General features: G+C 58.5%; 25 protein-coding genes and 1 pseudogene. 12 read left to right on the top strand and 14 right to left on the bottom strand.

The genetic code is table 11. From position 1 onward, the window contains the following. Positions 1–222: 222 nt before the first annotated feature. Positions 223–1248 (bottom strand): PAS domain S-box protein, encoded by a 1026-nt coding sequence (locus IB279_RS27225; protein WP_192340036.1) that lies wholly within the window; start codon positions 1246–1248, stop codon positions 223–225. Positions 1249–1563: 315 nt separating this feature from the next. On the opposite strand from IB279_RS27225, the gene IB279_RS27220 reads away from it, so the two are divergent. From IB279_RS27220 to IB279_RS27190, 7 genes are all read left to right on the top strand, one after another. After that, the gene (locus tag IB279_RS27220; protein WP_060608044.1) at positions 1564–2421 is read left to right on the top strand and encodes a TIGR02587 family membrane protein; all 858 of its coding nucleotides are present in this window, start codon (positions 1564–1566) and stop codon (positions 2419–2421) included. A gap of 8 nt (positions 2422–2429) precedes the next feature. After that, on the top strand, positions 2430–2837 hold the full coding sequence (locus tag IB279_RS27215) for a TIGR02588 family protein (RefSeq protein ID WP_162741099.1): 408 nt from the start codon (positions 2430–2432) through the stop codon (positions 2835–2837). Positions 2838–2918: 81 nt separating this feature from the next. Further along, the gene (locus IB279_RS27210) at positions 2919–3371 is read left to right on the top strand and encodes a pyridoxamine 5'-phosphate oxidase family protein (protein ID WP_034794899.1); all 453 of its coding nucleotides are present in this window, start codon (positions 2919–2921) and stop codon (positions 3369–3371) included. 245 nt (positions 3372–3616) lie between these two features. Continuing rightward, positions 3617–3868 (top strand): hypothetical protein, encoded by a 252-nt coding sequence (locus IB279_RS27205; protein WP_034794901.1) that lies wholly within the window; start codon positions 3617–3619, stop codon positions 3866–3868. Positions 3869–4037: 169 nt separating this feature from the next. Next, positions 4038–4358: a PepSY domain-containing protein gene (locus IB279_RS27200; protein WP_060530546.1), complete on the top strand. Its 321-nt coding sequence runs from the start codon at positions 4038–4040 to the stop codon at positions 4356–4358. Positions 4359–4379: 21 nt separating this feature from the next. Next, complete coding sequence (locus IB279_RS27195; RefSeq protein WP_060530547.1) at positions 4380–4979, top strand: general stress protein; 600 nt, start codon at positions 4380–4382, stop codon at positions 4977–4979. Between the two features lie 246 nt (positions 4980–5225). Next, complete coding sequence (locus IB279_RS27190) at positions 5226–5432, top strand: CsbD family protein (RefSeq protein WP_034803410.1); 207 nt, start codon at positions 5226–5228, stop codon at positions 5430–5432. Positions 5433–5509: 77 nt separating this feature from the next. Here the strand turns inward: IB279_RS27190 and IB279_RS27185 are convergent, their stop codons facing one another. From IB279_RS27185 to IB279_RS27165, 6 genes are all read right to left on the bottom strand, one after another. Next, the gene (locus IB279_RS27185; RefSeq protein WP_127890973.1) at positions 5510–6730 is read right to left on the bottom strand and encodes an FAD-binding oxidoreductase; all 1221 of its coding nucleotides are present in this window, start codon (positions 6728–6730) and stop codon (positions 5510–5512) included. Between the two features lie 180 nt (positions 6731–6910). Continuing rightward, positions 6911–7546: a BA14K family protein gene (locus tag IB279_RS27180; RefSeq protein ID WP_113554079.1), complete on the bottom strand. Its 636-nt coding sequence runs from the start codon at positions 7544–7546 to the stop codon at positions 6911–6913. A 328-nt stretch (positions 7547–7874) separates the two neighbouring features. Continuing rightward, positions 7875–10019 (bottom strand): response regulator, encoded by a 2145-nt coding sequence (locus tag IB279_RS27175; RefSeq protein ID WP_082566423.1) that lies wholly within the window; start codon positions 10017–10019, stop codon positions 7875–7877. After that, positions 10012–12612 (bottom strand): HWE histidine kinase domain-containing protein, encoded by a 2601-nt coding sequence (locus tag IB279_RS27170; RefSeq protein ID WP_246802149.1) that lies wholly within the window; start codon positions 12610–12612, stop codon positions 10012–10014. The genes IB279_RS27175 and IB279_RS27170 overlap by 8 nt, the downstream gene beginning before the upstream one ends. Further along, positions 12599–13153 carry a biliverdin-producing heme oxygenase gene (locus IB279_RS37410; protein WP_234852905.1) on the bottom strand — a complete coding sequence of 185 codons (555 nt, stop codon included), beginning with the start codon at positions 13151–13153 and terminating at the stop codon, positions 12599–12601. The genes IB279_RS27170 and IB279_RS37410 overlap by 14 nt, the downstream gene beginning before the upstream one ends. A 365-nt stretch (positions 13154–13518) precedes the next feature. After that, entirely contained in the window at positions 13519–13827 is a 309-nt protein-coding gene (locus tag IB279_RS27165) for a hypothetical protein (protein WP_090299791.1), read from the bottom strand. A gap of 153 nt (positions 13828–13980) precedes the next feature. Here IB279_RS27165 and IB279_RS27160 point away from each other — a divergent pair, with 153 nt between their 5' ends. The 4 genes from IB279_RS27160 to IB279_RS37405 all read left to right on the top strand — a co-directional run bounded on the left by IB279_RS27160 (position 13981) and on the right by IB279_RS37405 (position 19358). Further along, positions 13981–14541: an NADPH-dependent FMN reductase gene (locus IB279_RS27160; RefSeq protein WP_113135570.1), complete on the top strand. Its 561-nt coding sequence runs from the start codon at positions 13981–13983 to the stop codon at positions 14539–14541. A gap of 982 nt (positions 14542–15523) precedes the next feature. Continuing rightward, a complete protein-coding gene (locus tag IB279_RS27155) occupies positions 15524–16750 on the top strand; it encodes a low temperature requirement protein A (RefSeq protein ID WP_083523794.1) in 1227 nt (408 codons plus the stop codon). A gap of 297 nt (positions 16751–17047) precedes the next feature. Continuing rightward, the gene (locus IB279_RS27150; protein ID WP_192340032.1) at positions 17048–17920 is read left to right on the top strand and encodes an alpha/beta fold hydrolase; all 873 of its coding nucleotides are present in this window, start codon (positions 17048–17050) and stop codon (positions 17918–17920) included. 598 nt (positions 17921–18518) lie between these two features. Then, positions 18519–19358, top strand: coding sequence for a sigma-70 family RNA polymerase sigma factor (locus IB279_RS37405; RefSeq protein ID WP_234824498.1), 840 nt, complete (start codon positions 18519–18521; stop codon positions 19356–19358). Between the two features lie 31 nt (positions 19359–19389). Here the strand turns inward: IB279_RS37405 and IB279_RS38005 are convergent, their stop codons facing one another. The 5 genes and pseudogenes from IB279_RS38005 to IB279_RS38210 all read right to left on the bottom strand — a co-directional run bounded on the left by IB279_RS38005 (position 19390) and on the right by IB279_RS38210 (position 23186). Then, the gene (locus IB279_RS38005; protein WP_063894978.1) at positions 19390–20028 is read right to left on the bottom strand and encodes an HD domain-containing protein; all 639 of its coding nucleotides are present in this window, start codon (positions 20026–20028) and stop codon (positions 19390–19392) included. A 2-nt stretch (positions 20029–20030) separates the two neighbouring features. Beyond that, positions 20031–20456, bottom strand: a complete 426-nt coding sequence (locus IB279_RS27135; RefSeq protein WP_192340073.1) for a CBS domain-containing protein — start codon at positions 20454–20456, stop codon at positions 20031–20033. A gap of 23 nt (positions 20457–20479) precedes the next feature. After that, positions 20480–20614: pseudogene (locus tag IB279_RS27130) on the bottom strand (DUF2934 domain-containing protein); the annotation flags it as partial. Between the two features lie 1296 nt (positions 20615–21910). Next, positions 21911–22501 (bottom strand): DNA-3-methyladenine glycosylase, encoded by a 591-nt coding sequence (locus tag IB279_RS27125; protein ID WP_060609820.1) that lies wholly within the window; start codon positions 22499–22501, stop codon positions 21911–21913. A 454-nt stretch (positions 22502–22955) separates the two neighbouring features. Further along, entirely contained in the window at positions 22956–23186 is a 231-nt protein-coding gene (locus IB279_RS38210) for a DUF2934 domain-containing protein (RefSeq protein WP_034798762.1), read from the bottom strand. A gap of 791 nt (positions 23187–23977) precedes the next feature. On the opposite strand from IB279_RS38210, the gene IB279_RS27115 reads away from it, so the two are divergent. Beyond that, positions 23978–24298, top strand: a complete 321-nt coding sequence (locus tag IB279_RS27115; RefSeq protein WP_146243023.1) for a hypothetical protein — start codon at positions 23978–23980, stop codon at positions 24296–24298. Positions 24299–25094: 796 nt separating this feature from the next. On the opposite strand, the gene IB279_RS27110 is transcribed toward IB279_RS27115, so the two are convergent. Together IB279_RS27110 and IB279_RS27100 are read right to left on the bottom strand one after the other, a co-directional pair. Further along, entirely contained in the window at positions 25095–25712 is a 618-nt protein-coding gene (locus IB279_RS27110; protein WP_051659462.1) for a response regulator, read from the bottom strand. A 429-nt stretch (positions 25713–26141) separates the two neighbouring features. Continuing rightward, complete coding sequence (locus tag IB279_RS27100; RefSeq protein ID WP_082566427.1) at positions 26142–26363, bottom strand: BON domain-containing protein; 222 nt, start codon at positions 26361–26363, stop codon at positions 26142–26144. Between the last annotated feature and the right edge of the window lie 128 nt (positions 26364–26491).

Genomic DNA, 26491 nt, shown 5'->3' with positions numbered 1-26491 from the left:
ATTATCAAACCTGCCCGCCGAAGCGTACAAACTTTTGAAATAACAGGCCGTTTGTTCACCCGTCTGCCCCAAAACCTTTCCCGCTAAACCGCGGAATGCTGAATTTGCGAGCTCTAACTATGGCTCCCTCGTTCTTTTTCCATCTCCCTGCCGCCACCTCATTCTCGCCAGGCACCGCCTGTCACATTTTGGTGACAGTGCACAGTGGTCACTGCAGTGATTTCACAGAGAGAAGCGCGGCCACTCCAGGAAGCGGTCCGCGGGCCCGACCAACCGCCACCGGGCAAATCCGTCTCCGTGGGCGGATTCCACCTTGGCGTTTAGGGCCTGCGGCACTGTCCTCTTTAGCACGACCGCGCCAAAACCCGAGCGCGGCAACTGATAGTCGCGACCTTCAGGGCCAGGGTGCTCATCCCAAGACATCGAAAAGGCAAGGCCTGCCGGGGAAGTGGCCAGCGCCCAGGTAATTGAAATCGTGCCGGCACGCGACCGCAATACGCCGCCCTTTGACGAATGAAGGGCTAACTCGTGGATCGCCATCCCAAGATTTTCGATTGCAGCTGGGGCAAGCGCGATGCCCGGGCCAGAAATCTGACAGAACGCTTCAGCATGAAACGCTGCGATCTGCTTTTCGACCAGGCCTCTTAGATCTGTTGCTTGCCAATCTGCCGACGCAATCAGGTCGTGGGATGCCGAGAGGGCCCATATGCGGTTTTCAAGGTCCTTCTGGAAAACCGCAGGTTCCGTTTCTTCGCTCCTGCTCTGCCGGATCATCGAAAGAATGATGGCATAGTGGTTCTTGACCCGGTGGTTGACCTCCCGCAGCAGCAGGCGAATTCGCCTTTCACGGTCCCTTGCGGATGTGATGTCGCGCGCAACCTTGGATGCTCCGATGATGCGGCCCTTGGAGTTGCGGATCGGGGAGATCGTCAGCGAAACGGTTACAAAGCTGCCGTCCTTGCGCTGCCTGACGGTTTCGAACGGTTCAATCCTTTCACCTTTGCGCAGGCGCTGCAGCAGATCTCGCTCTTCGTCGTGAAGATGAGTGGGTATGATCGTCAGGATTGATCGCCCGACCATCTCCTCGGCTGAGTAGCCGAACATGCGTTCGGCTGCGCCGTTCCAGGTTCGCACGGTACCATCGAGATCCTTGCTGACGATGGCGTCGAAGGACGACTCCACAATGGCCGCAAGCCTCGCTCGCAAGATATCTTCACTCCCCGCCTTGTCGAAAGAACCCAAGGGCATAGCTTACTGCTCCAACTTCACGAACATTCCCTTTCCCAAGGGCTACCAACCCCGTGGAAAGACGTGGACGTTGTTATTGTTCCAATGCCCTGAGCAACGAAAGCATGAGCGCTACGCGCCGGTCGCGATCACCGGAGTGCGGACGGCTGAACGGGTTCGATGTGCACTTGATCGATGCAAGCAAGGAAACGCCGACATTGAGGGGCTGGACCGGCCGGCTGGACATCAGGAACTTGCGCTGTCTCTCGACGTTACCTCTGTCAGAGAAATGCTGCCGCGTCCTTGCGAGGCCGACAGCAACCTTGAGAGGGAAAGATGACCAAGGGCGGGACGCGGGCCGATTTTGACCATGGCCGCTTCGCGAAGGGCCTCGCACGCGGCTTCGCCGGCGCGTTGCTTTTTGCGCTGCCTATGTTCCTCACGATGGAAATGTGGGAACTCGGCCTCTACATCGACCGCGACCGGCTGCTTATTTTGCTTGTGGTCAACATTCCGCTGCTTGTCCTCCTTGCGCGTCGGATCGGCTTTGAAAATGTATCGACGTGGCGCGAAGCGCTGCGAGACGCAAGCATTGCATACTGCCTGGGTATCGCGGCGAGTGTCTTTGTTCTTTTCATGATTGGCGTCCTAAAGATTGGCCAGGCCCTGCCAGAAGTGCTTGGAATGATCGCCATTCAGGCGGTCCCAGCCAGCATTGGCGCCTTGCTCGGCCGCAGCGAACTGGGGACACGAACCGAAAGCGGCGAGGACGAGAAGGATCCGATCGGCGAGACGCGGGGCGATGGTTACGGTGGCGAACTTTTTATGATGGTCGTTGGGGCTCTGTTTCTCGGTCTCAACGTCGCCCCAACCGAAGAAATGATCCTGATATCCTTTAAGATGTCGCTGTGGCACGCCATTGCCGCAATCTTGGCGTCGATCCTGCTGATGCATGGCTTCGTCTACGCCCTGTCTTTCATAGGCGGCCATGAACTCGATGAGAACACACCTGGCTGGCATGCCCTTATCCGCTTCACAACGCCGGGTTACGTCATCGCATTCGCGATCAGCCTCTATTGCCTATGGACGTTTCATCGGCTGGACGGCCTCGATCCAACACAAGCGATTGTCGCCACGGCTGTCCTCGCCTTCCCGAGCGCAATCGGCGCAGCCGCAGCGCGCCTCATTCTGTAGGTAACGTGATGGCAAAGTCCCCGAAACCAGGCTCCGTTGAAAATCGTCGAGCGCATTGGATCGAATGGACGACCGGTGCGGTTTCCGCCATCCTGATCACGGCGCTTATTGGCTGGATCAGCTATCAGGCTGCAACCCAGGCCGATGGGCCTCCGGACCTCTCGGTGACGATCGTCAGCAGCGCGGGGAGTGCTGGCGGATATCTGGTCATGTTCGATGTTAACAATGCAGCCGACCGAACGGCGGCCGCCGTCGTCGTACGTGGCGAAATCACCGACAACGATAATGTCATAGAGACCGCGGAGATCACGCTTGACTACGTGCCGGCGCGATCGAAGGCGCGGGGTGGACTGATCTTTCGCAACGATCCTGCAGGTCGCTCCCGTGTTTCCGCGACCGGTTTCAGCGAACCGTGACCGACGACGTGCGCCAGGGCGGTGTCAAGGAACCTGTTTGTGCTCTCGCGGTTAGGACCTGAACGCCAACGGGAGTGCACGATGACTTTGACGCTCAACGACATCTCCAACGAACTGAAGAATATCGACTTCGGCATGCTTTCGACAAAGAAGGCAGACGGAACCATCTCCAGTCGACCAATGAGCAACAATGGCGACGTGGACTATAGGGGGGACACCTGGTTCTTTTGCTTTGAGCAGTCACAAAAAATCACCGAGATCAAGGCAGATCCGAAGGTAGCCCTGACTTACACCGCTCGTCCGAGCCTTCTCGGCAAACCCGGTATTTTCATTGCAATCCAAGGGAATGCTTCGCTCGTGGGTGACAAGCAGACGTTTGCCGAGCATTGGATGAGCGAGCTTGAAAGATGGTTTCCCCAAGGCGTGGACACCCCCGGTCTTTTAATGATCAAGGTTCACGCGTCGAAAGTCACCTACTGGGATGGCGATGAGACGGGGAGCATCTTCGCCCCTGACGACCACCCACAAGACTAGCGCGCAAAGCCCTCCGTCCTATGCACCGGCACCCGCGCTCGCTGTTCACTCTGAAGGCGGCCAAAAGCCCATAAAAAGCGCACATCTAGACCCACAGTTGCACGCGCTCCTAACGCACCAAACGCTTGGATGTTCCTTGAAAAAACTTCGCTTTTCGGCCCGCTATCAACGGAACAGAACGACCCGTTTTGCCGTTCAATGGCGGTGAACGCCGGTGTCGTATCGGCCCAATGGAGAACATACAAATGCTGAAACGGATTGCTACTTTCGCCCTCATCGCGGCATTTGCCAGCCCCGCTCTGGCACAGCAAAAGGTCGTTTGCGATGAAGCTTCAATCGCTAAGGCCGAACAGCAAGTCGCGCAAATCTCCGACGGCGCAAAAAAGATCGAGTCCACCAAGGAACTCACCATGGCGAGAGATGCCATGATGGCGAACGACATGGAGAAATGCACGTCGCATCTCGACAATGCCATCAAGGGCATGGACGCCATGTAAAGTCCGTCCGAAGGGAGCATTGATGCTGAAGCGCAGTGTTCCCTCAGTCTGCTGCATATAATCCATCATGCTGCTCACCGGGTCGAAACGAACGGAGATGTGGCTCTTATGATCTCAAATTTTTCCTCCGGATGCCCGCATCCCGAGGATCGAAACGAGGAACAGAATCATGAAAAATATCCTGCTCGCCGCGGTCTTCCTCGGCGTATCGAGTTTGGGCGCGCTCGCGCAGACCGCCACACCTCCGGCTACAGCAGATGGTGATACGCCTGCCGTGGCAACACCAGACACCACCAATCCAACAGCGCCCGTCGCCGGCGCCAACAGTTTCACTGAAGAACAGGCCAAGGATCGCCTTACTGACGCCGGCTACACCGATGTGACCGGTCTAAAGCTCGACGACAAGGGCGTCTGGCGCGCAACTGCCTCGAAGGACGGCAAATCCATGCAGGTCGCGCTCGACTACCAGGGCAACATTGTTGCCAACTAACTCCAGAACGAGGAAATCCCCATGAAAACCGTTAGTGGACTTTTTGACGACTATTCGGACGCCCGCGCCGCTGTGTCAGCCCTTGAAGATCGCGGCGTGCCGTCGGACGACATCAGCATCGTTTCCAACAATGTTGGGGATCGGTACGGCACTGCAAACGAAAGCAACGCGGCTGAAGGCGCTGGGACAGGCGCCGGTGTCGGCGCTGCGGTCGGTGGCATTGGCGGCCTTTTGACTGGCCTTGGGGTCATGGCCATCCCGGGTGTCGGTCCGGTGGTCGCAGCCGGTTGGCTTGCCGCGACCGCGGCGGGTGCTGCCGCCGGCGCGGTAGCAGGTGGTGCCGCCGGCGGGATTATCGGAGCGATGACGGATTCGGGCGTTCCGGAAGAACATGCCCATGTCTATGCGGAAGGCGTACGGCGCGGTGGCGCGGTCGTCACGGCACGGGTCGACGACGCGCTCCAGGCGGATGCCGAAGCGATCCTACGCCGCGGTAGCTGGGTCGACCCGGTGCAGCGTCGAGCTTCTTATTCCGAGCAGGGCTGGCGGCGCTTTGATCCGACGCTCGCTCCCTATACGCCCGATGAGGTTGAACAGGAGCGGCGGCGCTACAGGCGCTGATGTCCCCAAGGCGTCTTCTCGGGTCCTAAATTCATCCGTTGCCGGCATACCGGCATAATGCCGCTGGCAACGGATAAGCATTGCCTAAACCAACGAGGCAGGGCCTGCAGTCGGCTAAACTGTCTCGAGGTTCATAGAGCCGGGCCCGACAAACAGCACCATCATTCGTCTCAACAAATAACGGAACAAGTGCGTAGCTCACTCGTTCAAGAAATGTACCTGAAATAGCAATGGAGCGTCCCCAAAATGGATTGGAACCGTGTTGAAGGCAACTGGAAGCAGATTAAGGGTAAGGTCAAGGAGCAGTGGGGCAAACTCACCGACGATGACCTCGACCAGATCAACGGTAAACGCGAGCAACTCGAAGGCAAGATCCAGGAGCGTTATGGATATGCCAAGGATCAGGCGAGGAAAGATATCGACGACTGGTATTCAAACCAGCGTTTCCATTGATCCAAAGCTACCTCCACTCTTTATCTTCAAAGGCCGCCGTTCCGGCGGCCTTTCTGCTTGCTGCCTGGCTTCAAAGCTCAGCGAAAGGCAAACAATTCGCTATCTGGGTCGCGGTAGCCCAAAATCTCTGACGACACGACCTCCGCAGCGATCTGGCTGTAGGTAATGCCATTGCCCCCATAACCCATCACAGCATAGACATTCTCCAGCCCCGGAACGTTTCCGATAAGCGGCAATCCGTCAGAGGTAATGCCAAAAGGCGCGGCCCAAAGATAATCCGGTTCGCCGATTGGTATTTCCAGGAGCGCCGACAGCTTTGCGCGCAAGATCTGGGATTTGGCTCTAAGCTTGATAGGGTCCGCAAATGCGGTGGCGCTTTCTTCGTCCTCCCCTCCAACAATCAGGCGACCATCCTTGGTCGAGCGAAAATAGAGGTATGGATCGGATGCCTCCCAAAGAACATAGTTCTTAAGCCAGTCAGGCCGTGGATGGTGCGGCTTAGTCGCAAGCGCCCAGGTGGATACCATCCGATGGCCTTGGTGGGCCACGACGTCGAGAAACTCGTAGCCCGTGCAAAACACAACGTGCTTGGCCAGTATGATTTCGCCTGTCGAGGTCGCAGCGGCGTTCCATCCTTCAACGCTGCGTACGTCGGTAATCTCCGTGTCGCCTATGAGCGAAACACCGTCCCTCTGGGCTTTGCGCCACAAGCCGGCTGTCAATTGCGCCGGATTTGCGGCTGCAGAAATATCGGACTCGATTGCCGCAGTCCGATTGAGACCGAACTCTTCGCGCAAGCAAGCAGACTTGAGAAACCTTGCTGAAATGCCAGCGCTCTGACGTGCGTCAGTCTCCAGGCGAAGCGCTCGGGCACCATGGGCATTGCCGGACAGATAAAGAGACTTCTTTCGTTCAAAGCCACAGTCGATTCCAAGATTATCGACGAGCGTAATCAGTGTTTCCACTGCTCTTGCGGAGCGTTGCCATGCGCGCCGCGCCTTGTCCTTTCCAATCATCGAGGTGAGCTGGTGGAGCGGCACATCGATCTCGTGCTGGATCATCGCAGTGCTCGCCAAAGTGCTGCCTTGTACCGGGCCGCGTCGGTCGACGACGAGAATTTTCATGTCTCGCTTGGCAAGGGACAACGCCATCAGCGCCCCTCCGATGCCGGCGCCGACGATCAACACATCGACTTTGTCAACGGAGATGCGACTTTGCGCGACAACCTTGATATGACGCGTGTTGGACCACAGTGGCCGATTGGACCGCAATTTGCGCTTTCGCGTGATTTTCTCCAACTCTTTGCATCTCCATGTTCCGGTAGAGGTTGGATAGCCGGACGAACGCTCATTCTTCCGCTTTACTCTCGCTATCCATCGGGATCGCGATCCCTTGAATGCCTCAGCCGTCGCAACGCACGCCCGGGAGAGGCCGGTGCCGCCGAAGAATGTTCGTGCCGCAGTTGACTTGCGGGCTGCTCATCGCCCCGACACGGGCCGCACGCTGTTGCTCGCTTCGAGGCGCGCATCTTGGGATGGATAAAGGCAGTGCCTTCGAGGGCCGTTGTAGGGCTGGTAGGTGTTGTCATCGGCTCGATACGACTGATAGCGGACGGTACACGAGACGGTACGCGATTCGGCCGTCGCGTAGCCCACGAACCGCCGATCGATTTGCGCCGTCCGGTCTTTGTGGATCGGGTACATGACCGCGTAAGGCGACTGGCACGTTCGTATTTGTCCACCGTATGAGCGGTACGCGTTGGTTTCGGGGTTATAGGACCGGTAGCGGCTTGAGCACCAATCGCGGTGGGCTGTCGAGAGGCCGGTATGGGAGGTCACCAAGGTTGGAGCGGTGAGTGCCAGACGCCCCGATGTTCGCTTCGCCGAAACCGGGTTCGTGACGTAAGTGGAATAGACGGGCGGCAAACGCTGGTAGTTCTGCTGGCTCCGGTCGATCCGGACCGGTGTTGCGGTCCAAAGATCTGGAGCCGAAGCCGACTTCAGCAGAGGAGGTTCGGTGGGCTTGGCCAGCACGAGTGAGGCGACGGACGCAGCCGCGGCGCTGGCGCAAACGGACAATGCGATGCCAAATGCCAGCGATCCGATCGCTTTCATGGTTTTGCTCCTCTGCCCGTCACTGGGAATGCCTTTTGGTATCAGCGCGAAATCGAAAGCGATTGAATTTCCAACGAAAACGCCTTGCCGCGACGACCGTCGTCGCCGACAGCTAAATGCGGAGGTTGATTTTTTGTTCCCCTTACGGGCTTTGGTCGGACGGAAATTCAGACCAAGGGCGTAGCTTGACCAGAACGAGGGTTATCGAGCACTTCGAAACTCCTGAAATGAGCGCGGACTTGCAGATTGCCCGGTGGTCCCCGTCAGCTGAGCGCAGTTGGCTGTCCATCGGCGAAATGCAGCAAGCCTGGCGCGCCAGACCCAGTTGTCATTGGCGGATCAAGCTTTCGACCCGCCGCGCCAGCACGTCAGCTGTGAAGGGTTTGGTGACCACTTCCATGCCATGGTCGAGGTGCCCGTGGTTGAGTACTGCGTTCTCCGCATACCCTGTGACGAAGAGTACGTTAAGACCGGGACGCTGGACGCGCACCGCATCCGCAAGCTGCCGTCCGTTCATGCCGTTCGGCAGCCCGACGTCGGTAACCAGAAGATCGATTGTGGGGCGTGCATCAAGCATTTTAAGGGCGGAAGGGCCGTCGCTCGCCTCCAGCACTTCGTAGCCCAGCTCTTCGAGAATTTCGACCGCGACCATCCTGACCAGGGGTTCGTCGTCCACGACTAGGATGGTGTGAACTCCGGTCGCTGCAGGCGCGGGCCCCGCGTCGGCTGGTATGTCGGAGCTATGATCTTCGGCCGCGTGGCGGGGCAAATAAATGCAGATCATCGTGCCCTTGCCCACTTCGGAGTATATGCGCACGGCACCACCGGATTGGCCGGCAAAACCGTAGACCATGGAAAGGCCAAGCCCCGTCCCCTGTCCGATCGGCTTCGTCGTGAAAAACGGATCAAAGGCGCGGGCGACCACATCCGGCGACATGCCCGTACCGGTGTCGCTGACGCACAAGGAGACATATTGCCCCGGCGGCAATCCACGTTGGGCCGCAGCGCGTTCGTCGAGCCACCGATTGCCGGTCTCGATCGTCAAGCGTCCACCATCCGGCATCGCGTCGCGAGCGTTGATGCAAAGATTGAGCAGAGCGTTCTCGAGCTGGCCAACATCGACGAAGGCCGTCCACAGCCCTCCTGCTCCGACAGTCTCGACCGCCACCCCAGGACCGACGCTTCGGCTGATCAGATCTTGCATACCCGCGACGATGCGATTGATGTCCGACGGCTTCGGATCGAGCGTCTGCCTGCGGGAAAAGGCAAGGAGGCGCTGAGTTAGGCCCGCGGCCCGCTTCACCGCCCCTTGTGCTCCCGTCATATAACGGTCGATCTCACCCACACGGCCCTGGGCGAGCCGAGTTTTCATCAGATCAAGGCTGCCGCTGATGCCGGCGAGGATGTTGTTGAAGTCGTGCGCCAGGCCCCCGGTTAGTTGCCCGACAGCCTCCATCTTCTGCGCCTGCCGCAGGGCGTCTTCCGCCTGGACAAGGGCTGCGGTGCGTTCCTCTACCCGTTGCTCTAGCGTTTCGTTGAGCGTGCGGAGGGCCGCAAGGGCATGGTCACGTTCGGCTTCGACCGCGCGCCGCTCCTCGATATCGATCAGGACACCCGGAAATTTAAGCGCAACACCGTCACTGCTGCATTCCACGCGACCGTTCGCCTCGAGCCAGCGATACCTCCCGTCCTCGCGACGCGTCCTGTATTGGTGGGCATAGGCTCCGCCTTTTGCCAGGGCCTCTCGGACCGAGGCCGTCACTCGTTCCTGATCGTCGGGATGAACGGCGCCGACGATATCGGCAAGGCTCAGGCCTGAGCGCCCTTGCTGCGGATCGAACCCAAACGCGGTCGCAAAAGCTTCGTCGACCGTAAAGCGATCGGTAGGCACGTCCCACAGCCACGTGCCGATGATCGCCCCTGCGGCCATCGCCATTTGCACACGCTGTATGTTATCGCGCGCGTGGCTTTCGCTCTCGCGTAGCGCCGCTTCGGCCTTCTTCCTCTCGGTTACGTCGCGAAATAGGACCGCCACCTGGCGCAGGCCTGCCGGCTCGATGCGGGTGGCCGAAACTTCGATATGCCTGGCGACTGATTTGAACTCCTGCTCGAAGCGCACTGGTTTGCCGGTGCGCAACACGCTGCCATAGACGTCCAACCAGACATCCGCGTTGCCGGGTTCAATCTCCCGAAGCCGTTTGCCGACGATGTCCGAGATGCCTGTATGCCGGCCATAGCCGGAATTTGCTTCAAGGTGTACGTAATCGCTGAGCGGACCATGTGGTCCGTCGATGAAGCCAATAATGCAGAAACCATCGTCGATCGCCTCGAAAAGGGCTCGATAGCGTGCCTCTCGCGCGTCGTCGTCGCTGGCGTTATGGACCTTCAGCGCGGCGCCTCCCTGCGACAGGGCCCTCAGCCTCAGGATCTCGTCTTCGAGTTGCTCGCGAGACAGCGACTTGATGTCAGACATCGATTTCGGTCTTTCCCTTCGTCGTTCCTGTCACTGCCCTTTGCGCGTCTCTGGACAGGGTCTCGTCCCACAGCAGTGAAAGCGCTCCGACGATGGCATTTCTGCTGTAGGGTTTGCGCACGATCGGCACGCCGATAAGGTCCGGCGGCAGTTCTGCTCCCTCGCCATAGCCTGTAGCAAAAACGAATGGAGTGCCTCTGCGCATGAGTTCGCCGGCGATCCCGAACGAATTGGTCTGCCCGAGATTGATATCGAGAATCGCCAGTTCCGGAGCAGTCCTCTCGATATGTGCCATGGCCTGCTGCACGGAGCTCGCCGTCGAAACCTCCGAGAACCCTTCGTCCGACAGCATCGCTTCGAGATCAAGCGCTATGAGCATCTGATCCTCAACGATCAGAACCCTGGGGTTTGCACGGCCAAGGCCGCTTTGTTCGGGAGCGGCGGTACCGACCGTATATGTTTCCATTGTCGGACCTAACGCGGTGAGTTTGACGTGTGGGGAGGGGATGCTGAACTCTGCCTCAAGCCCCGATGGTTCGAAGCGGACGGAGCTGCGCCCATGAAGATCGTAGGGGACGCTGCGCTCGATGAGGGCACTACCGAATCCCCTGCGTAACGGCAGAGTGACGAGTGGACCGTTTCGCTCGCGCCAGGAGACGTCGCAATCGGAGCCGGTCATCGTCCAGCGCACCTCTACTTCGCCAGCCGTCACCGAAAGCGCTCCGTATTTGGCGGCGTTGGTCGCGAGCTCGTGAAACACCAGCGCCATTACCGAAAAAGCGCGGCTGTCGAGCCAGACGGCAGGACCTTCGAGCGTAATTGTCGACAGATTTGTCCGGTAAGGCTGGAGTTCGGCCTCCAGGAGATCCGCCAGGATCCCGCCGCCATCTCCGCGCACGACCTGGTCATGCGCGATTGCGAGCGCCTCGATGCGACCCTGCAGCGTCGAAACATATTCTTCGAGCGATTTCTTGTGCTGTTGGGGGCTTGTCACCAGAGATTTGATGACGGCGAGGATGTTCTTGACGCGGTGGCTAAGCTCCTGGTTCAGCATCCGCTGCCGAACCTCGGACTTGCGGCGCTCGCCCGCCATCAGCTCGTTGTGTCGCAGCACCACCTCGACGATCGCGACCCGGACGATCTCGGCGATTTCCCGCTCGGCCTCCGACCAGGGCTGCGCCTGCGCCTGGACTGTCTCCTTCCAGATCGCAAAGCTCTTGCGTGGTGTGAGACGGTCGCCGAGTGGACCTGCCTCATAGGTCTTTTCAGGATTGCCGGCCCAGTTGAGGGTCTGGACCAGTTCTTTGCGAAAAAACACCAGGCAATCCGAGCCGGTTTGCGAAAGGGGAATGGCGAGAACGCCCGAAAGCCGCTCGCTGTAGGCCGATGCCTCCGGGAACTTCTGTGACAGGGCATGTGTCGCCCAAACGCGCCCTTCGCTGACAGTGCGGATGAAGTCCAGAAGAGCGGCTCTTTCTTCGTCCGGCGGAGCGGTGCCGATCCCCGCCCATTTGCCATCGACCATGACGCCGATGCCGTCGTTTGCCAGCAACTGCGAGAATTCACGCAGGCTTTGGCGCAACAGCTCACCCACATCCTCGTGATGGGAGGACAAAATGAGAAAACGGTCGAGCGCTTCGCGTGTGCCGGCGACGGCCGCAACCCGGCGACGTTCCTTCAGAGATTTCAGGTGCAGCGAGAAAAATTCGCCGAACACTTCAAGCGCAACGCGTTGAGCCATCGGCAGGGCGCGCGGCGAATAATGGTGGCAGGCGATCAACCCCCAGAGCTGGCCGTCCAGAACAACCGAAATCGACATCGACGCGGCGACGCCCATGTTGCGCAAGTATTCGCAATGGATGGGCGAAACGCTGCGCAAGTGCGCGAAACTGAGGTCCAATGGTTCGCCGGATCCGTCCAGAACCGGCTCGACCGGGACGCGCGCACCGCTCGCGTCCGAAATGACGCGAATGGTGTTCTTGAGATAAAGTGCGCGGGCCTGCTGGGGGATATCGCTTGCTGGAAAATACTGGCCCAGAAAACTCTCAAGATCGGCGCGTTTCGCTTCGCTGACGACCTTGCCTGATCCGTCCTGCTCAAAGCGGTAGATCATCACGCGGTCATAGCCGATGGTACCGGCAACGATCCGGCACGCGCGCTGCACGAGACGGTCGACGTCGGTGATGTCCTTGATACGGCCAATCATCTCGCGCGCGATATGCAAGGGCTGACCGATCGACGGCGCCGGCTCGAACTCAATGATGACGGCCGACTTGTGAAGGTGGACGGCAATGTCGAACACGCGGTCGCCAAAAGCGACATCGAGCAAAAGGGCCGGTCGTGAGGCCGCTCCCGCGGCCGCAAGCGCATTGCGCAGATCATGCAACAACTTTGGGCCGAGCACGTCGACAAGAGGCCGCCCAAGGAGGCTGCCCTCCCAGGCGAGCATCTTCGCAGCGTTTGCCGATATGCGTTCGATCGTCGTGAACCCGACATTGCACGCCAGAAGACAACCGTGCGGTTGGATGCTCCCGGGGATATGAATGGGCTCCCTGTCGCAAGTCTCGAGGGTGACGGGTTCAACTTGCGACAAGATATGTACTTTCAAAGCAAGTTTGGGCGAGAGCAAACACGGCGTTCGCCGTGACGGCAGACCGAACGACGTCAAAATCGCGGGTTCGTTCGAGGAGCGACAGGAAGGACGGCCATCGGGTCGTGTCGTTCGCCATCGAAACAAGGTGCTTCGCGCCGAAGGTTTCATCGAAACCAAGCTTCAACGCCCTCTGACGCAAGACCCGCGCACCGAGAGACGACCCTTCCACCACGTAGAGGGCACCGAGCAGCGCGCTTGGGTCGGAAAAATCGAAATCAGTCCGAATGCGGCGCGCCGGTGCCAAGCCGAGATCGCACGCGTCCTGAGCAAGCAGCTCTGCAACCCCTGATGGTCGCCAATTCCAGCCTTCAGGCCAAGAGACGTTCCTCAGCGCTTCGTCCATTGTCGCACGAAACGGCAACACGCGCGCTACGTACCGGCGATAGTCCTCGATAGTGCTGAGCTCGCCGACCGCGGCGTCTACCCGCTGATGTGCATCCCGCGTCCTATTCCTCAATTCAACGCGTTCACTTCCGCGCATGCATTTTCCGCCTAATCATAAAATACGACCCGTTCTGTGGCACGTGGCCGAGGCAGGCCCCAGACTAAAATCGCTTCAAGAACTAGGGCATGGCCACGATTGCGACAAGGCAATCGCGTTCTGTTTTTGGAGATGAGAGTGAAGGGCACGGCGCTCGAACATCCAAGGCTGAAAAACGGCTTTCAGCGAAACGGCCGCGCAGGCATGGGAAAATTCCTATGATCGAGCGGTTCTATTGATGCACCCGCAAGCGATCCAGGATCTCTCCGGATCGTGTGTAAGATGGCTCCCTCCTTGGGGACCGTCTTTTTTCAGCCACGTCTTTTCGAGTGCGCTGCACCGTCGCAGAAAGCAGGTGGGCACAGTTATCGTCGCCTCAAGAACGCGCTCCAGATATAACCGGCAACACCCGCGGTGATCAGAACCGGCGTGAGATGACGTCTGATACCGCTTTCTACCGTTTCTAAAACAACGGTCGCCTCGAGCGCCGCCAGTCTGGAAGTCCCCTCCGCTATGGCGATGAGGCGCTCGCCAAGCCGGGCCACGTCGGCCCGCAACACATCAAGCTGCTCTCTTTGCGTCGCCAGGCGTGGTGTCTTGAGAACAAACTCGGCCTTTGGCAGCGGGTCGTCACTCAACGACAAAATATCGCGTTCGCGCGGCTCGTCACTCATTGTTTGGTCCTCCTACGCCCGGTTTTTCTCAACGAGGAAAGGCCGCCCGTTGTTCCCTCGTTTTACCTTCCTCACCGTTGACAATGTGCTTTTGAAAGCGGCGCCGCGTCCACGATGGCTTGCTGGCTGCGGAATTTTCACTATCCTTGAGGAATGAGGATCCTAGGAATTTCAGGAAGTACGCGTCGGCTTTCCACCAATTCGGCCTTGTTGAGGGCTTTCCAATTCCTCGCTCCAGCCGATATCACCATTGAAGTCTTTGATAATATTGGTGAGCTGCCGATCTTTTCTCCCGATCTGGAGGGCGCAAACGCCCCAGAAAGCGTCATCCGCTTCGTCGAGAAAATTTCGGCAAGTGATGGGCTAATCATCTCCAGCCCCGAGTATGTTCGCACCATTCCCGGAGGCCTCAAGAACGCCATCGACTGGCTTGTCTCGGGGGAGGCCGTAATCGCAAAACCGATAGCCCTCATCCACGCTTCGCACCGAGGCGACGACATGCTCGCAGCGCTGCGCACCGTCCTTTTGACATTAAGCTCAAATTTCTCCGAGACGATTTTCTTCCGGCTTCCCGTTATGAAGGAGACGCCAGACGCAATCATGGAAAAGCTCATGGACCCCGCTCATCGTCCGGCGGGGGAGAAATTCCTCAAGGATTTTGCATCGTTTTGCCGAAGCCAGAACGGGGACGTCCCTGACGTGATCGCTATTTGACCAGCGGCGAGACGGACCACAACCCAGAGCGCTGTGGCTCCGTATTTCGAAAGTCGCATAAAGGCTATTGTTCCTGCGAAATATCCTGCCCCAAACACTTCCCCGGCGCAGCTGAACGTGGCAAAACGCGCCCTTCCCGCCTCCCATACCAGTAGCGGCCACTTCCCGATCAAGCACCAATTCAGATGAGCCGATTTCTCAGCCCACAGGTTAATGCCTGTCAAGCTACTCATCTGCACTCAAGGGATTTCATCGCGATATCCTCATTAGCCACAGGGTTTAGCCCGGATGGGCAAATAGAGTTCCGGCAAGCGGTGTGATAGCGAGCACCAGTCGTCTTCGGACGGGGAGGAGACGGCCAGAGGCCTGGCGCTCCAATCATAGCGACAGGCCTCGCCTGGGGATCCTTTGGCTAGTTTCCACGAGGACGCAAACGTTTTACGTCCTCGACAGGAAAAGAGACGACCATTCCCAAGCGGCATGATCCCGACAGGGGAGCAAAATGGGCTATGATTGGAACGGCACGCGGGTACGTTGGATGAAGGCTTTGCGACTTGGGACCGTGGTCGCGTTGGCGGCTGTGTTGATATCGGTAGCAACTCAGGTTGTATCCAACGCGCTCTAACCTGCAGACCGAGGCCTTCCGTGCATATGCGTTGTATCGCGGTGACTGTAATGTGGGCGCGTGAAGATCGTTGACCCTGCTCAGCGCTTAGACAACCCAGAGTACCGCTTTGCGCCTTCTAGTTCGGATCCCGCATGAAATGGAGTGTGTGGACGGCTCTCGAGGGGCGGTTTCTGTCGAAGTGGGCATCATCAACGCCCCGCTTTGCAAGCGAGCGGCCCCTTCGAACAGGGGGAATAGTTGTAAGCAATCGTGCTCCTCTCCAATCCCTTCAGAGGCCTTCTCCTCATCGAGTGGGATATTGCTGGAACTCCGTCCCGCTCTACCTCTTTCTCCATCTCGGGCGGAGGAACAATAATGCACCCAGCGTCGCGACATCGAGCGGCAGAACCGACAGAGGCCAAGGGGGCGGCAACTGGAAAGCAATGGATAAGGAAGGCCGACGCCGACCAGACCAGAGCAAGCTTTCCCGAACTGTTCTTCGATCTCGTTTTTGTGTTCGCTTTGGTCCAGCTCGCAAAGACACTTGCTAGCGACTTCGGCCCCACAGCCCTTGTCGAGGCGGCGCTGCTCATTCTTGCGATCTGGTGGATCTGGATTCACTCGACCTGGGTTACAAACCTTCTCGATACCGAGCAAGATCCAGTACGGCTGATGCTCTTTCTCCTGATGTTTGGGGGTATCCTGCTGGCTATCGCCTTGCCGGACGCGTTTGGAGACCATGGATTTGCATTTGCGGTGATCTACTGCGCCATTCAGATAGGGCGTTCCTTTTTCATGCTCTACGCCTATCATCGCGTCGATGCGGCCTCTTTCCTGACGTTCCTGCGGATTACCCTCTGGCTAGTCCTTGCAAGCGCCTTCTGGCTTGTGGGTTCTCAAATGGAGACGACTCCGCGAATTGCATTTTGGAGTACCGCTCTTCTCGTCGAATATCTGGCTCCGGCCCTGCGGTACTATCTTCCTGGCCTGGGGAAATCAGCGCCCGAGACGTTGGACGTTTCTGGCAAGCATATGGCAGAACGTTGTGCGCTGTTCGTAATCATCTGCCTCGGTGAAACGATCCTGACGACCGGCCGCTCCGCCGCAGAGCACATGGCGGACGACATGACCTTCGCTGTCTTCTGCAGCGCGTTTTTAAGCACCGGTTTCATGTGGTGGATCTACTTCCATCACGGCCAGGAAAAAGCCGCCAACAAAGCGGAGGCTACGTCGAAACCCGAGACATTGGCGCTCAATCTCTTCACATACGGCCATCTGCCAATCGTTTCTGGCGTCATCCTGACGGCAGTCGGAGAGGACTTCAGCCTGTCCCATGCCAAAGATGAAAGCACGATGCAAACCGCTCTGGCGATACTCGGAGGCCCGGCGCTTTTTTTGGCTGGCAACATCTGGATAAAGTTGGCCGCGGCGCACCAGTTCCCGATTTCGCACATTGTCGGGTTCGCGATCCTTGCCCTTGCAGGAGTGCTTTCTGCGCTTGCCGCCAATTATCATCTCCAGTTTCTGGCGACAGCGACCCTCTTTGGCGTTGCCATTTGGGAGTATCTGGCATTGCGTCGTGCTTCGGCTTCGACGGCATAACCGGAGCGCGAAGACGGCCGGCATAGCCGATCATCGAGACTGGGAAGGCGCGCCGGCGTCAGCAACATTAGGGCGCGGATCATCTGTCGCTTCAAGATATATGCGCAAGATATTGAAATTGAATGCGCTGTCGCCCTTGCGGCAACCTTCGGGTATCCAGCATATTCGCTCGCCGGTTCCCCGAAAGGGAACAACCGGCGATGGTACCAGTTATCTCCCGGTCACGAGCGGCTGCGCTTGTTGGTGATCGGTCGATGCCCTTCGAAAGCAGTCAGCTCATCGTGTGGAGGATTAGCTATGGACACGCTGGTACGGCATCGGCGGATCATGGTTGCCGGCATTGAGGTCTTCTATCGGGAAGCTGGACGACAAGATGCTCCGGTTGTCTTGCTACCACACGGATATCCGTGTTCATCCTACGAGTTTCGAAATCTAATGCCGCGGCTTTCCGACCGCTGGCACCTGATCGCTCCGGATTTCCCCGGTGCGGGCTACAGCGGGACGCCGGAGGATTTCGACTACAGCTTCGACGGATACGCAGCCTTTCTGAGCAGCTTCATCGACGCACTTAAGATCGATCGCTTCGTTCTGTATCTGCATGATTTCGGATCGCCGATCGGAATTCGCATGGCCATTCTACGGCCGGCATCCGTCGTCGGGCTCATCATTCAGAACGGCGACATCCCCTATGAAGATGCCTTGGGCCCCAAATATGCAGACATTGAAAAGACCTGGGCGCTTCCGTTGCCGGAAATGAAACGCGCATTGGCCGAGGCGGTGAGCGAGGAGATTTTCCGGGAAGAGTTCCTGAACGACCTGGAGCCTAGTCTCGCAGAGGCCATTCCTCCCGACCTATGGAAACTGCATTGGTCCCTCATGACACCAAAGCGGAAGGAAATCGCCGTCAACCTGATCGCAGGTTTGAAGGAGAACCGGTCATGGTTTCCGCAACACCGCGGATATTTGGCGGACCATAAGCCCCCTGCCATCATCGTCTGGGGACACAACGACCACTACATGCCGGAGAAATCTGCCCGAGCATATCTCCGCGACTTGCCGGACGCCGAACTTCATTTCATCGATGGCGGGCATTGGCTCCTAGAGACCCACCTCGATCAGGTAGCGCTGCTTATCCGTGATTTTCTCGCGCGGATTCACAATCGGCGGTAACCTGCCGGCCAGCTTCGACAATCGCGCTTTTTACGGCGCCGTGCGTTCCAACTAACGCTCAAAGGATGCGAGGCTCCGCGACTGCGCAGATGTCGGCTGGAACAAGCTGTCATCTGGCAGTTAAACGCCTTGGAGCCACATCGATCTACAATCTTAAGGTTAGTGATGCAGCTGCATCGACGAATGCCCGACGCGCTGCGTCCGGCATCCTGGACACTAGAAAGCCCGTCTAGCAGGTGGCAATAGCCATCGCATATGCCGGCCCTTCGTGCAGGGACCAATGGTTTTCCAACACAGATAAGCTCCGCGTGCTTTGCACCCGGAGCAAATGCCCCTCGCGATCCAGTATCACCGGCTCGTTCCAAAGCCGGTCAACCTCCAAATCCATCATTCCGAATGCCTCCTTGGTGGTCGCCGGCGCATCAGACTGCTCTGGGACCGACGACCGCGAACAGGTTGAAGAAATGAAGCTTGGCTATTCCGAGCTAGTCCGATCGCCGGCGCGTAGTTCGGCACGGCTGACAATGGTCCTCAGCGCCTCGCTAAGAGCATTTTGGGAGGCGAACGCCATTCCCGGCACGACACCTGGATCTTCCTCGTGGCCTTGGATGACAAGGTCATCGCGAAGGTGTTCCATCAATTTGTGCCAGTAATCCGGATCGCCTGCCGCGATCGTCATAAGCGCGGTCAGGATCTTGCGGTGGGCCATCAGTTGCAGTTCAAGCGCTTCCATCGGGAACCTCGCTTTCCGTTCGAGCAGCCTTCAAGATCTTCGTGCAGGCACATCCACGACACGAAACAAAAACAAGCGCAGGGGGCGTTGGTTCCCGGCCGGCGCTGCCTTAAAACCCAAGGGAACTTAATTGTCGGCCACGCATTGACTAACATTGAAATCCGGCAACCCCGAAAGGCAGCTACAATGCCTTCTATTCCAGTTCTCGACGATCAGACGCGGCCGCTTGAGACGCAGGTGGTCGATCTGATCCCGGCCTTGCGCGCATTTGCGCGAACCTTTGTCAGTTCAAGCTTCGAGGCTGACGATCTCCTGCAGGAAACGCTGTTTCGCGCGTTGCGCGGTATCGATGGTTTTCAACCTGGAACAAATCTCAAATCCTGGCTTTTCACAATCATGCACAACGCGTTTCGCACGCAGTACAAGCTGCGTAAGCGCGAGGCGCCGGGTGCCGTCAACTGCGCCGACCTTCCAATTCCCATTCCGGCCCCGCAGGATTGGTGCGTGTTGAATGGCGAGTTGCGTACCGCCCTCGAGGGGCTAGCACCCGACCACAGGGAAGTACTGGTACTCGTTGCCGGATACGGCCTCAGCTACAAGGAGGCAGCTGATATGTGCGATTGTGCGATCGGCACCATCAAGAGCAGGCTCAGCCGTGCGCGCGACGAACTTGCCTATCGCATGAATGGTGTTCCCCTCGAGTGATCGAGCCTTGCGCCCCGCTGACGACCATCTTTCAGAACCGGAGAACAAGATAGATCAAAGCGGCCGCTGCCATTCCCAAAAGCAAAGCAAGTCGTTTTGCAACGCGATCGGCGGCTTCGCGGCGGATCTCGCCAGCCTCACCCCGAGCTGATGACGCGGCGATCTTTCGGTCGGCGGACTCACTTTCCGCCCGATGACCGTCGTACGCTGCCGCAGCGTCGAGCAGAACCAGTCTTCGCCTATACTGCGTCCCATCCTTGCCTTGCCTTTCCACTTGGGAGAGATTGTCCAAAAGGTCGGCGCGTTTTACGACAGCTGCAAGCGCGTTTGACGCAGCGCGGATCGTTAAGGCATCCTTAGTTTCCCCGGTGCGGTGCGTCAGGCTTTCAACGGCGGCCACCACCTCCGGGGAAAAGCCAGAATCAAGCAGTCGCTCCGATGTCCAGCCAGGCGCCTTTTCGACAACGTCATGAAGAAAGGCAACACTCTTGGCTTTGTCGCCGTCAACGGCCTCGGCCACCCGTTGGCAGTGGCGGATATAGGGTTCTCCAGCCTTGTCTAATTGGCCCGCGTGCGCGTGAAGGGCGACTTCTCTCGCCCACACACGCTCCTCGGATGCAGAGAGAACGGGAGGGCGCCACGAGGGGCGCTGTTCGCGGACGCCGGCCATCGCTACTGAGTCCGGTTATGTAGCCCATCGGGGCTCGTCACGCTCCGCAAGCCTGTCCCGGCAAGGGAAGGGTCCCGTCGCGCTGCGTCAGCCAGCGAAACGATGCCGACAAGCCGCTTGTTGCGGTCAACGAACGGCAGGTGCCGGTTCTGCGCGTCGCCCATGTTGGGCGCAACATCGGACACCTCCTGGTCATCGAAGCAGTATTTGACGCCGGCCGTCATGATCTCGGCCACGCGCGCACGATCGTCACGCCCGTCACCCACACAACGCTCTGCGAAAGCCCGATAGGTTATCATCCCAACCAACCGATCGTTGTCGCCAACGGGAAGAAGGCCGATACCGCTCTCGGCCCCTTCCAGTGCGATGGTGGTATCCTCGGGGCTCGCAACGCACACATCCTTGGTCATAATGTCAGCTACTCGCATGGGTCTACTCCGCTCGATGACGGTCATTGATAGGCCGTCCGGCCCTCTGGTTCCGTCTGTTCCGCCGCTCGGTCGTGCGAGCGCTCTCTCGTCGGTACATCACCCTCCGGCCGTCCCTCGTTCGCCCAGATTTCATAGGCACGCCGGCGAATGAGTTCTTCAGGCTTTGACCCACGGCCAACCGGTCAACCGCGTATTTGTTCCAGGTGGGGACTATCGGACCGTTACCGGAACAATCAGAGCCGCGACGTTTCGCTGTGCAACCCGTTGGGCAGTTAAGAAAGAGAGCGGAGGTTTTGATGACTGTTGCTATTGCTAGTCATAAGATTGGAATTGCATCCGGACGCTGCGAGGTCAATCTGCGCCAGCGGCAGGTCGATCTACGCGACAATTACAAATATTCGCTCCCGGAAACGCCATCGCCAAGGTAAGCGGGGGGCCGGAGTCGAGGAAACGGGCCGCGAGACTTCGTTCGCCGAGGCATCCAGATCCAGGACGCTGTCAGCGACCGCCTCACCGATGCCACCTAGATCGACGCCTCTGAGATCGGCAGCGTGTCCGGCGTAACTTTGGTTCAGAACGATCGGCGCATCACCCGGCACGTCCGCGAGGTGTCGGGACGGCCGGGAGGCGCTCATTGCTATGTAGAACGCAATGCTCAGCAGGTACTGCGGTATATCTGCCCATAGATCAGCCCCTGATGGATTGCCCCCATTCTTCTTTCAGCGTCCTCGAGCGAATAGGCCTCGAGCGTCAACGCCCAAAGTCGGTCGTCCATCCAGTACTCCACTCCGTAAAGATACATCGGCCGGCCAAGGCTATCATGTGAGGCACAGTCCGGGTCAGGAGCATCTCGTGTGGCACGTGCGGATTGGAGATCGATAATCACTGGTAAAATCCTCTTTCGACCCGCCTAAAACGATCTGCCGGGGCGACCTGCGCGGCGTTTATCAAGATCAAACCGGCCGGGGGTCTGATGGTTCCGACATTTCCCACGTGCCGGCTCTCATATCGCCTAATTGACCGAGCCACTCCTAAGGGTCGCAAGCTCAAGTTGGACCCAGAAGCGTTGCCAAGCAGCTGAAGAGAGGCGTCGTTTGTTTGGTCGAGCTTTAAACGCCGTCCTTCGAGACGGTCACCTAGTATCCAAGATCGATTGCGCCGAGCATCGTCGCCATTACGAAAACGTCCGGCTCGCCTCCTGTAACAACAACCGTTCCGACACTTCCAAGCCCGAGTGTTCTTTCCAACCTCCCCGTGATCCCGGGCGAATAGGTGCACTTGTCGAGAATGCGAGCGGGCGGAATCAGGATTTGCAGGTTGGGGCGCATATCAAATCGCTTCAGTCGTTCTCGAGGATCATCGGGATGGCTAAATCTGGAAAGGAGACATCGAACAAATCTTCCAGCATTTATGACGAGAAGCTCTACGCCCCCGCAAAATCCCGGCCAGTTCTAAACTGGAACGGGATCGGGAAACGGGTGGCTCAAAAAGGCAGAGCCTTGCGCTCCGAACCGCCACCGCACGTCGGCAGCCCTCGTGACCCCAATACGAGGGCCTCGGCAGACATCCGTTTCGCCCTCCCCAACAGTGAGATAAAAAGGGGCCGCAAAGAGCGATCGTCCGTCAAGATGGCGGGTCACTCCGAGAGCTTGGCAAAGGCGTCCCGGCCCCGCGCACAAGACGGTTTCCCTGGCTGTCCCGCGCCTGATCCGCATCGTTCCAAGGCCCGTTTGCGGCTCGATCGCTCGGAGCAATACCGCGCTTGCGTTCTCGCAGACGAAGTTGAGGCACCAATGCAAACCGTAGGACCGGTAGACGTAAGCGGTGCCGGCGGGGCCGAACATCGCGTTGTTCCGGGCAGTTTTTCCAACGTAACTATGAGAGGCGGGATCCTCCCGCCCGTAAGCTTCCGTTTCCACGATCTTGCCGCCGATCCCATTTACTTCCAGAATGACGCCAATCAAAGCCTCCGCGACGGAAACGGCATCGCGCCCAAAAAATGCTGGAGTGATCCTTTCCAGTTGGTTGGGGTCGTGTCGCATGTTTACTCGCTAATCTTTTGGACTGCTTCAAGGCGTGGCATTGTCGAAGGCGGCGTTCGGCTGGTGCCAGAACCGTCTCGATACTCGAATACGTAGGCCGTGGGGCCCTCATTGCCGGCCACAGCGGCAGGAGCGACTGCACCCATTGCTTCGGGCATCGGATTCATTCAGCGCCGTAGCGAAAGAGGCGGTTTGGACAGCAGCGCCTTGGCATGGGCGATAAGCGGCTTCGTCATCCAGGCCCATTCGATTTGGCCACGTCGGGTGATGGAATCACCGCCTCTTTCCCGTGTGTACCTCACGCACAGGAAACTTCGATGCTAATGATCTGCACGAAGACCTGCATTGCCTAGGGGTCCTAGGAAACAAGCGCCTGCTCTTTCGATCGCTCTTCCCAATGCGCCGACACCGCTTCGATACCAGGTCCTTTCCCAGTCAGGTCGTAGGAAGAACACTACTCCGCGTCCTCCGACGGCCGCCCGGCTTCCCCGCGCGGCGCGGTGGATGGAGCAACAATGGTGCCAGTTTGATCATCCCCGGTTTGACTGTTGGGAGGCAGACGCTCATGTTCCGCAATCTCCCTACTTGCTTGCTCCCAATGCCGGCGCTCCTGGCCCTCGGGGCGCCCCTCACGCTCCCAAATCTCGTAAGCGCGTCGCCGGATGAGTTCGTCTTTATCGTTCATGTTCAAGTACCTCCCTGCAGCCGTTGATCACTGAACCGAATACCGTCGCGTTTGTTCCAGCGCAGGCACAAGGTTGCTAGGAATTCATCGGGCACCGCCTCAGACGAGGCACCCGGGCATCCTTATCCAATATGTAATCGGGGGGCTGAAGGGGGTTTCGATGACCTTGACAGAGCCAGAGTTCCTAGGCCGTAATTTTTCGAGAATGCGGTATACTGGCTGAGCGAGTTCGGCTTCGATGGCTGCGGCTCGATGCCGTCCAGGCTTGGGGCGTGGACGTAGCCGGGGAGATCATACTCGATGGCGACTGGACGAAGCGCGCGCCCGTATCCTCCCACCACGGCGCAGTGCCCCCAACGTCAGTAACATCCCCGGGTGAGGCAATAGGCGGGGTCAAATCTTCATTTCGCTTGACACCTCTCGTCGTTGGAGACGAGGAGCGCAGGCGTGATGTGATCCCTTATCGACTGCCGCACAGGCCGACCAGGTTTTCATTCAGTTGGAACGACGATTTTCCTTACGCCATCCATAAGATCGCAACCGGCGAAACCGGCGGTCACTACCGGCCCGATGCTGAGGCGCCGTCGCGCAAACTGACCGCCCTATGGCATTTTTCGCGCATTTCCGGGTCCTGGTTACGATACACCCGTCTCTTCTGAGGATCCGCGGTCGGAGATGGCGGAGCACGAACGTGCCCGCCTCATCGACGATCTCGTGCTTATGCCGAGGGCGGTTAAGGACAGCGGGCTGGAAAACCAGCATCCATATCCCGCGCTAAAGAAGGGAATCTGGTGGCTCGAAATGCACCTCTTGGAGGCAATATTTTTCTGCTCATCTTGTTTTTCGTCGCAGGCACTCTCGTGCAGCGGGCGATGGGACAGGACACGATTACCCGAATGAAGCTCTGCTCGCTCAAACCTCCGCAGCACCATATCGCTCCCAGCATACAGCGAACCGGCCGCTCGTTTCTGCCGCCATTGGGAACCTTTGGCGACGGCAGCGATTGGATATTCGTTGTCCCGGCCTGGCGGGTCGAAGGGATGATGACCTTCGAGCCGAGGACGGCATTGACGGAAATGGCAATGGAGAAACGCGATGGCCGAGCAGCTTGATGAACGAGGCGAACCCGAGAGAACGACCCACGGCGCTAACCGGACGAGGTTCTCGGCGCGGGAAACCCGTCAGGCGGGAATGGGTGTCCGTGTTTTCCTGGTGCTTGCCGCAAGTCTTTTCCTGGCGCTGCTCGCATGGGGATTTGTAGAATGGAGCCAGCCCGACGCCAGTCAAACAGGATCGGTAGAGCCCTCGCAACAGGCTCCGATGGAAAAGCCGCGGAGCACTGAACAGCTTCCGAGCACCGAGAGCCCGCAAGGCACGGTTCCGACAGACCGCACCCCCACCCGGCAGTCAGGCTCGGGCGCACCGAGGGAGAATTAACCCCAAACGATACCAACAGGTAAATGGGTACGAGGCCGCGCGGTTCCGCTCATAGTCGAATTGACCCCGACATAGCCTTGAAGGGTCTGCGCCCCGGCCAGGGAGGGGCCAGGCAAATCTTGCGGTTGCGGCGGAGGACTTGCGGACGTTGTGCCGGATAAGGTCATCGCGTCGTTGGATGCGGTCAAAGTCCTTCGAAGCTATGACGCGGTATTCGCCGTCAAGCTCGATCGAACGCGCAACTTCTCGGAACCAAGCACAGTGCACCTTGTTCTCCTCATGAAACGAGGAGCAAGGACGTGAACCCTCAACCCCGCGATCCGGGCGAGCGATTGCCGCCTGTACCACCGCCGAACGAGGGGCCGCGCCCGATCAGGGAGCTCGACCCCGAAGACATGCCGGATGAGAAGAGAACGCCAAATCCGGCCGCCCATTCACACCCATCACGGCTTTCGCACCGCGTCAAATGTCTTAATTCAGTCCATACGGGCTCTCGTCATGGATGGCCGCCAATAAATCGTGCAACCAGGCATCGAGGCCCTGAGACCTGCGCCTTGTCCCGGCTAGCGCGATAGCGCGCTCAAGCGTACGCTCAACGAGCAGGTCGGCGGCCTCGGGAGGCGCTCCGGCCATCAGGAGCCGCGCCCTGTAGCGCAGCTCCGGTATAAGTTCACAGACCGATTGATCGGTTAGTCCGACATATAGTGGCGCCAAGTTTGACAGATTTTGGAGGTGTTGCTCAAAGACAGCATTTACGAGATCCGACGCGCCTGCACACTTGCTTAACCGTGCGGCCGACCGGAACCGTTCGGGCACGCTCATGTCGTCGTAACCACTAAAAAAGACCACGGGTACCGATCTGAGCGCGAGTTCGTCCGCCACGGGAAAGATCAGCTCGCCATTGAGGTTAATATCCAGAACAGCAACTTGAACGTCGAAAGCCTGAGCAAGGCTCTTCAACGTTTCTTTTACTGTGGGCGTTGGGCCAATTATTGTCGCACCGGCCTTTTCGAGCCAAAGTGCGATATCATTTGCGACAAAAAATTCGTCCTCAGCAACTAGCACCCGCAATTGCTGCAGGTCCGGCATCACAAGCCATCCTTTTGCATTCTGACCACCTCAGTGTTTCCGGCGCGAGGGCCTGCTGATCGATTTCGTCGCCTGCCGTTTGTCCAGGGCTCGTTGCAGCCTAATGGCAAGGATCAGCAATCGATCCGGTACGTCATCAACTGGCACCGCATCGCTCTCGACCGGTCGGGACGCCACACCGCCTACCAGCAACTCCTCGTTTTCATCCTCGGCTTTTTTTCCCGGTGCCATCGTCTCAAACCTTGGTTATCCGAATGCCGCTCTTTCGGTCGTCCTCGCCGCCTATGGCGGCGCTTAAGAAGGATACGCTGTCGACAGCGAGAAGCCAAGCTTCCAAGCCCCAGGACATCCTGCGCTGGCAAATGGGTCACGAAAAGTCAGCGAGCGTACCGGGCATCCGATGAATCCGAACGCCGCTCGCCGCTGTGGTCAGGGGCGCTCGAACGAATGCGGCTGTGCGACCTTATCAGGTGGGTTGCCCAGGGGCACGGTCACCGTCTTTGTCGTTGAGCGGACCCGTAAGTTGTTCTGAACGTGGGGAACTCCGGAGAACAATTCGGCACAATCTTCAGCCCGGTGTTTGGCCTGCCTGCTCGATACTTCCCACGCAAGCGTCACCTCGCCGCTAGCAACCGCTACGTCGGAAGACATCGAGTCCCGACGGTCGCGGTAGCGGCATCCAATTGCTTCCTCGCGTTCATCCTCCTTGTCTAGCAGCTCTTCCGAGAGCTCCCACCTTCAAGACGCTGAAGCAGGTGCTCATGACGCCAGGACTTTAA

The organism is Ensifer sp. ENS06 (genome assembly GCF_014852205.1).
Taxonomy (GTDB): domain Bacteria; phylum Pseudomonadota; class Alphaproteobacteria; order Rhizobiales; family Rhizobiaceae; genus Ensifer; species Ensifer adhaerens.
This window is presented reverse-complemented; position numbering and strand designations above follow the sequence as displayed.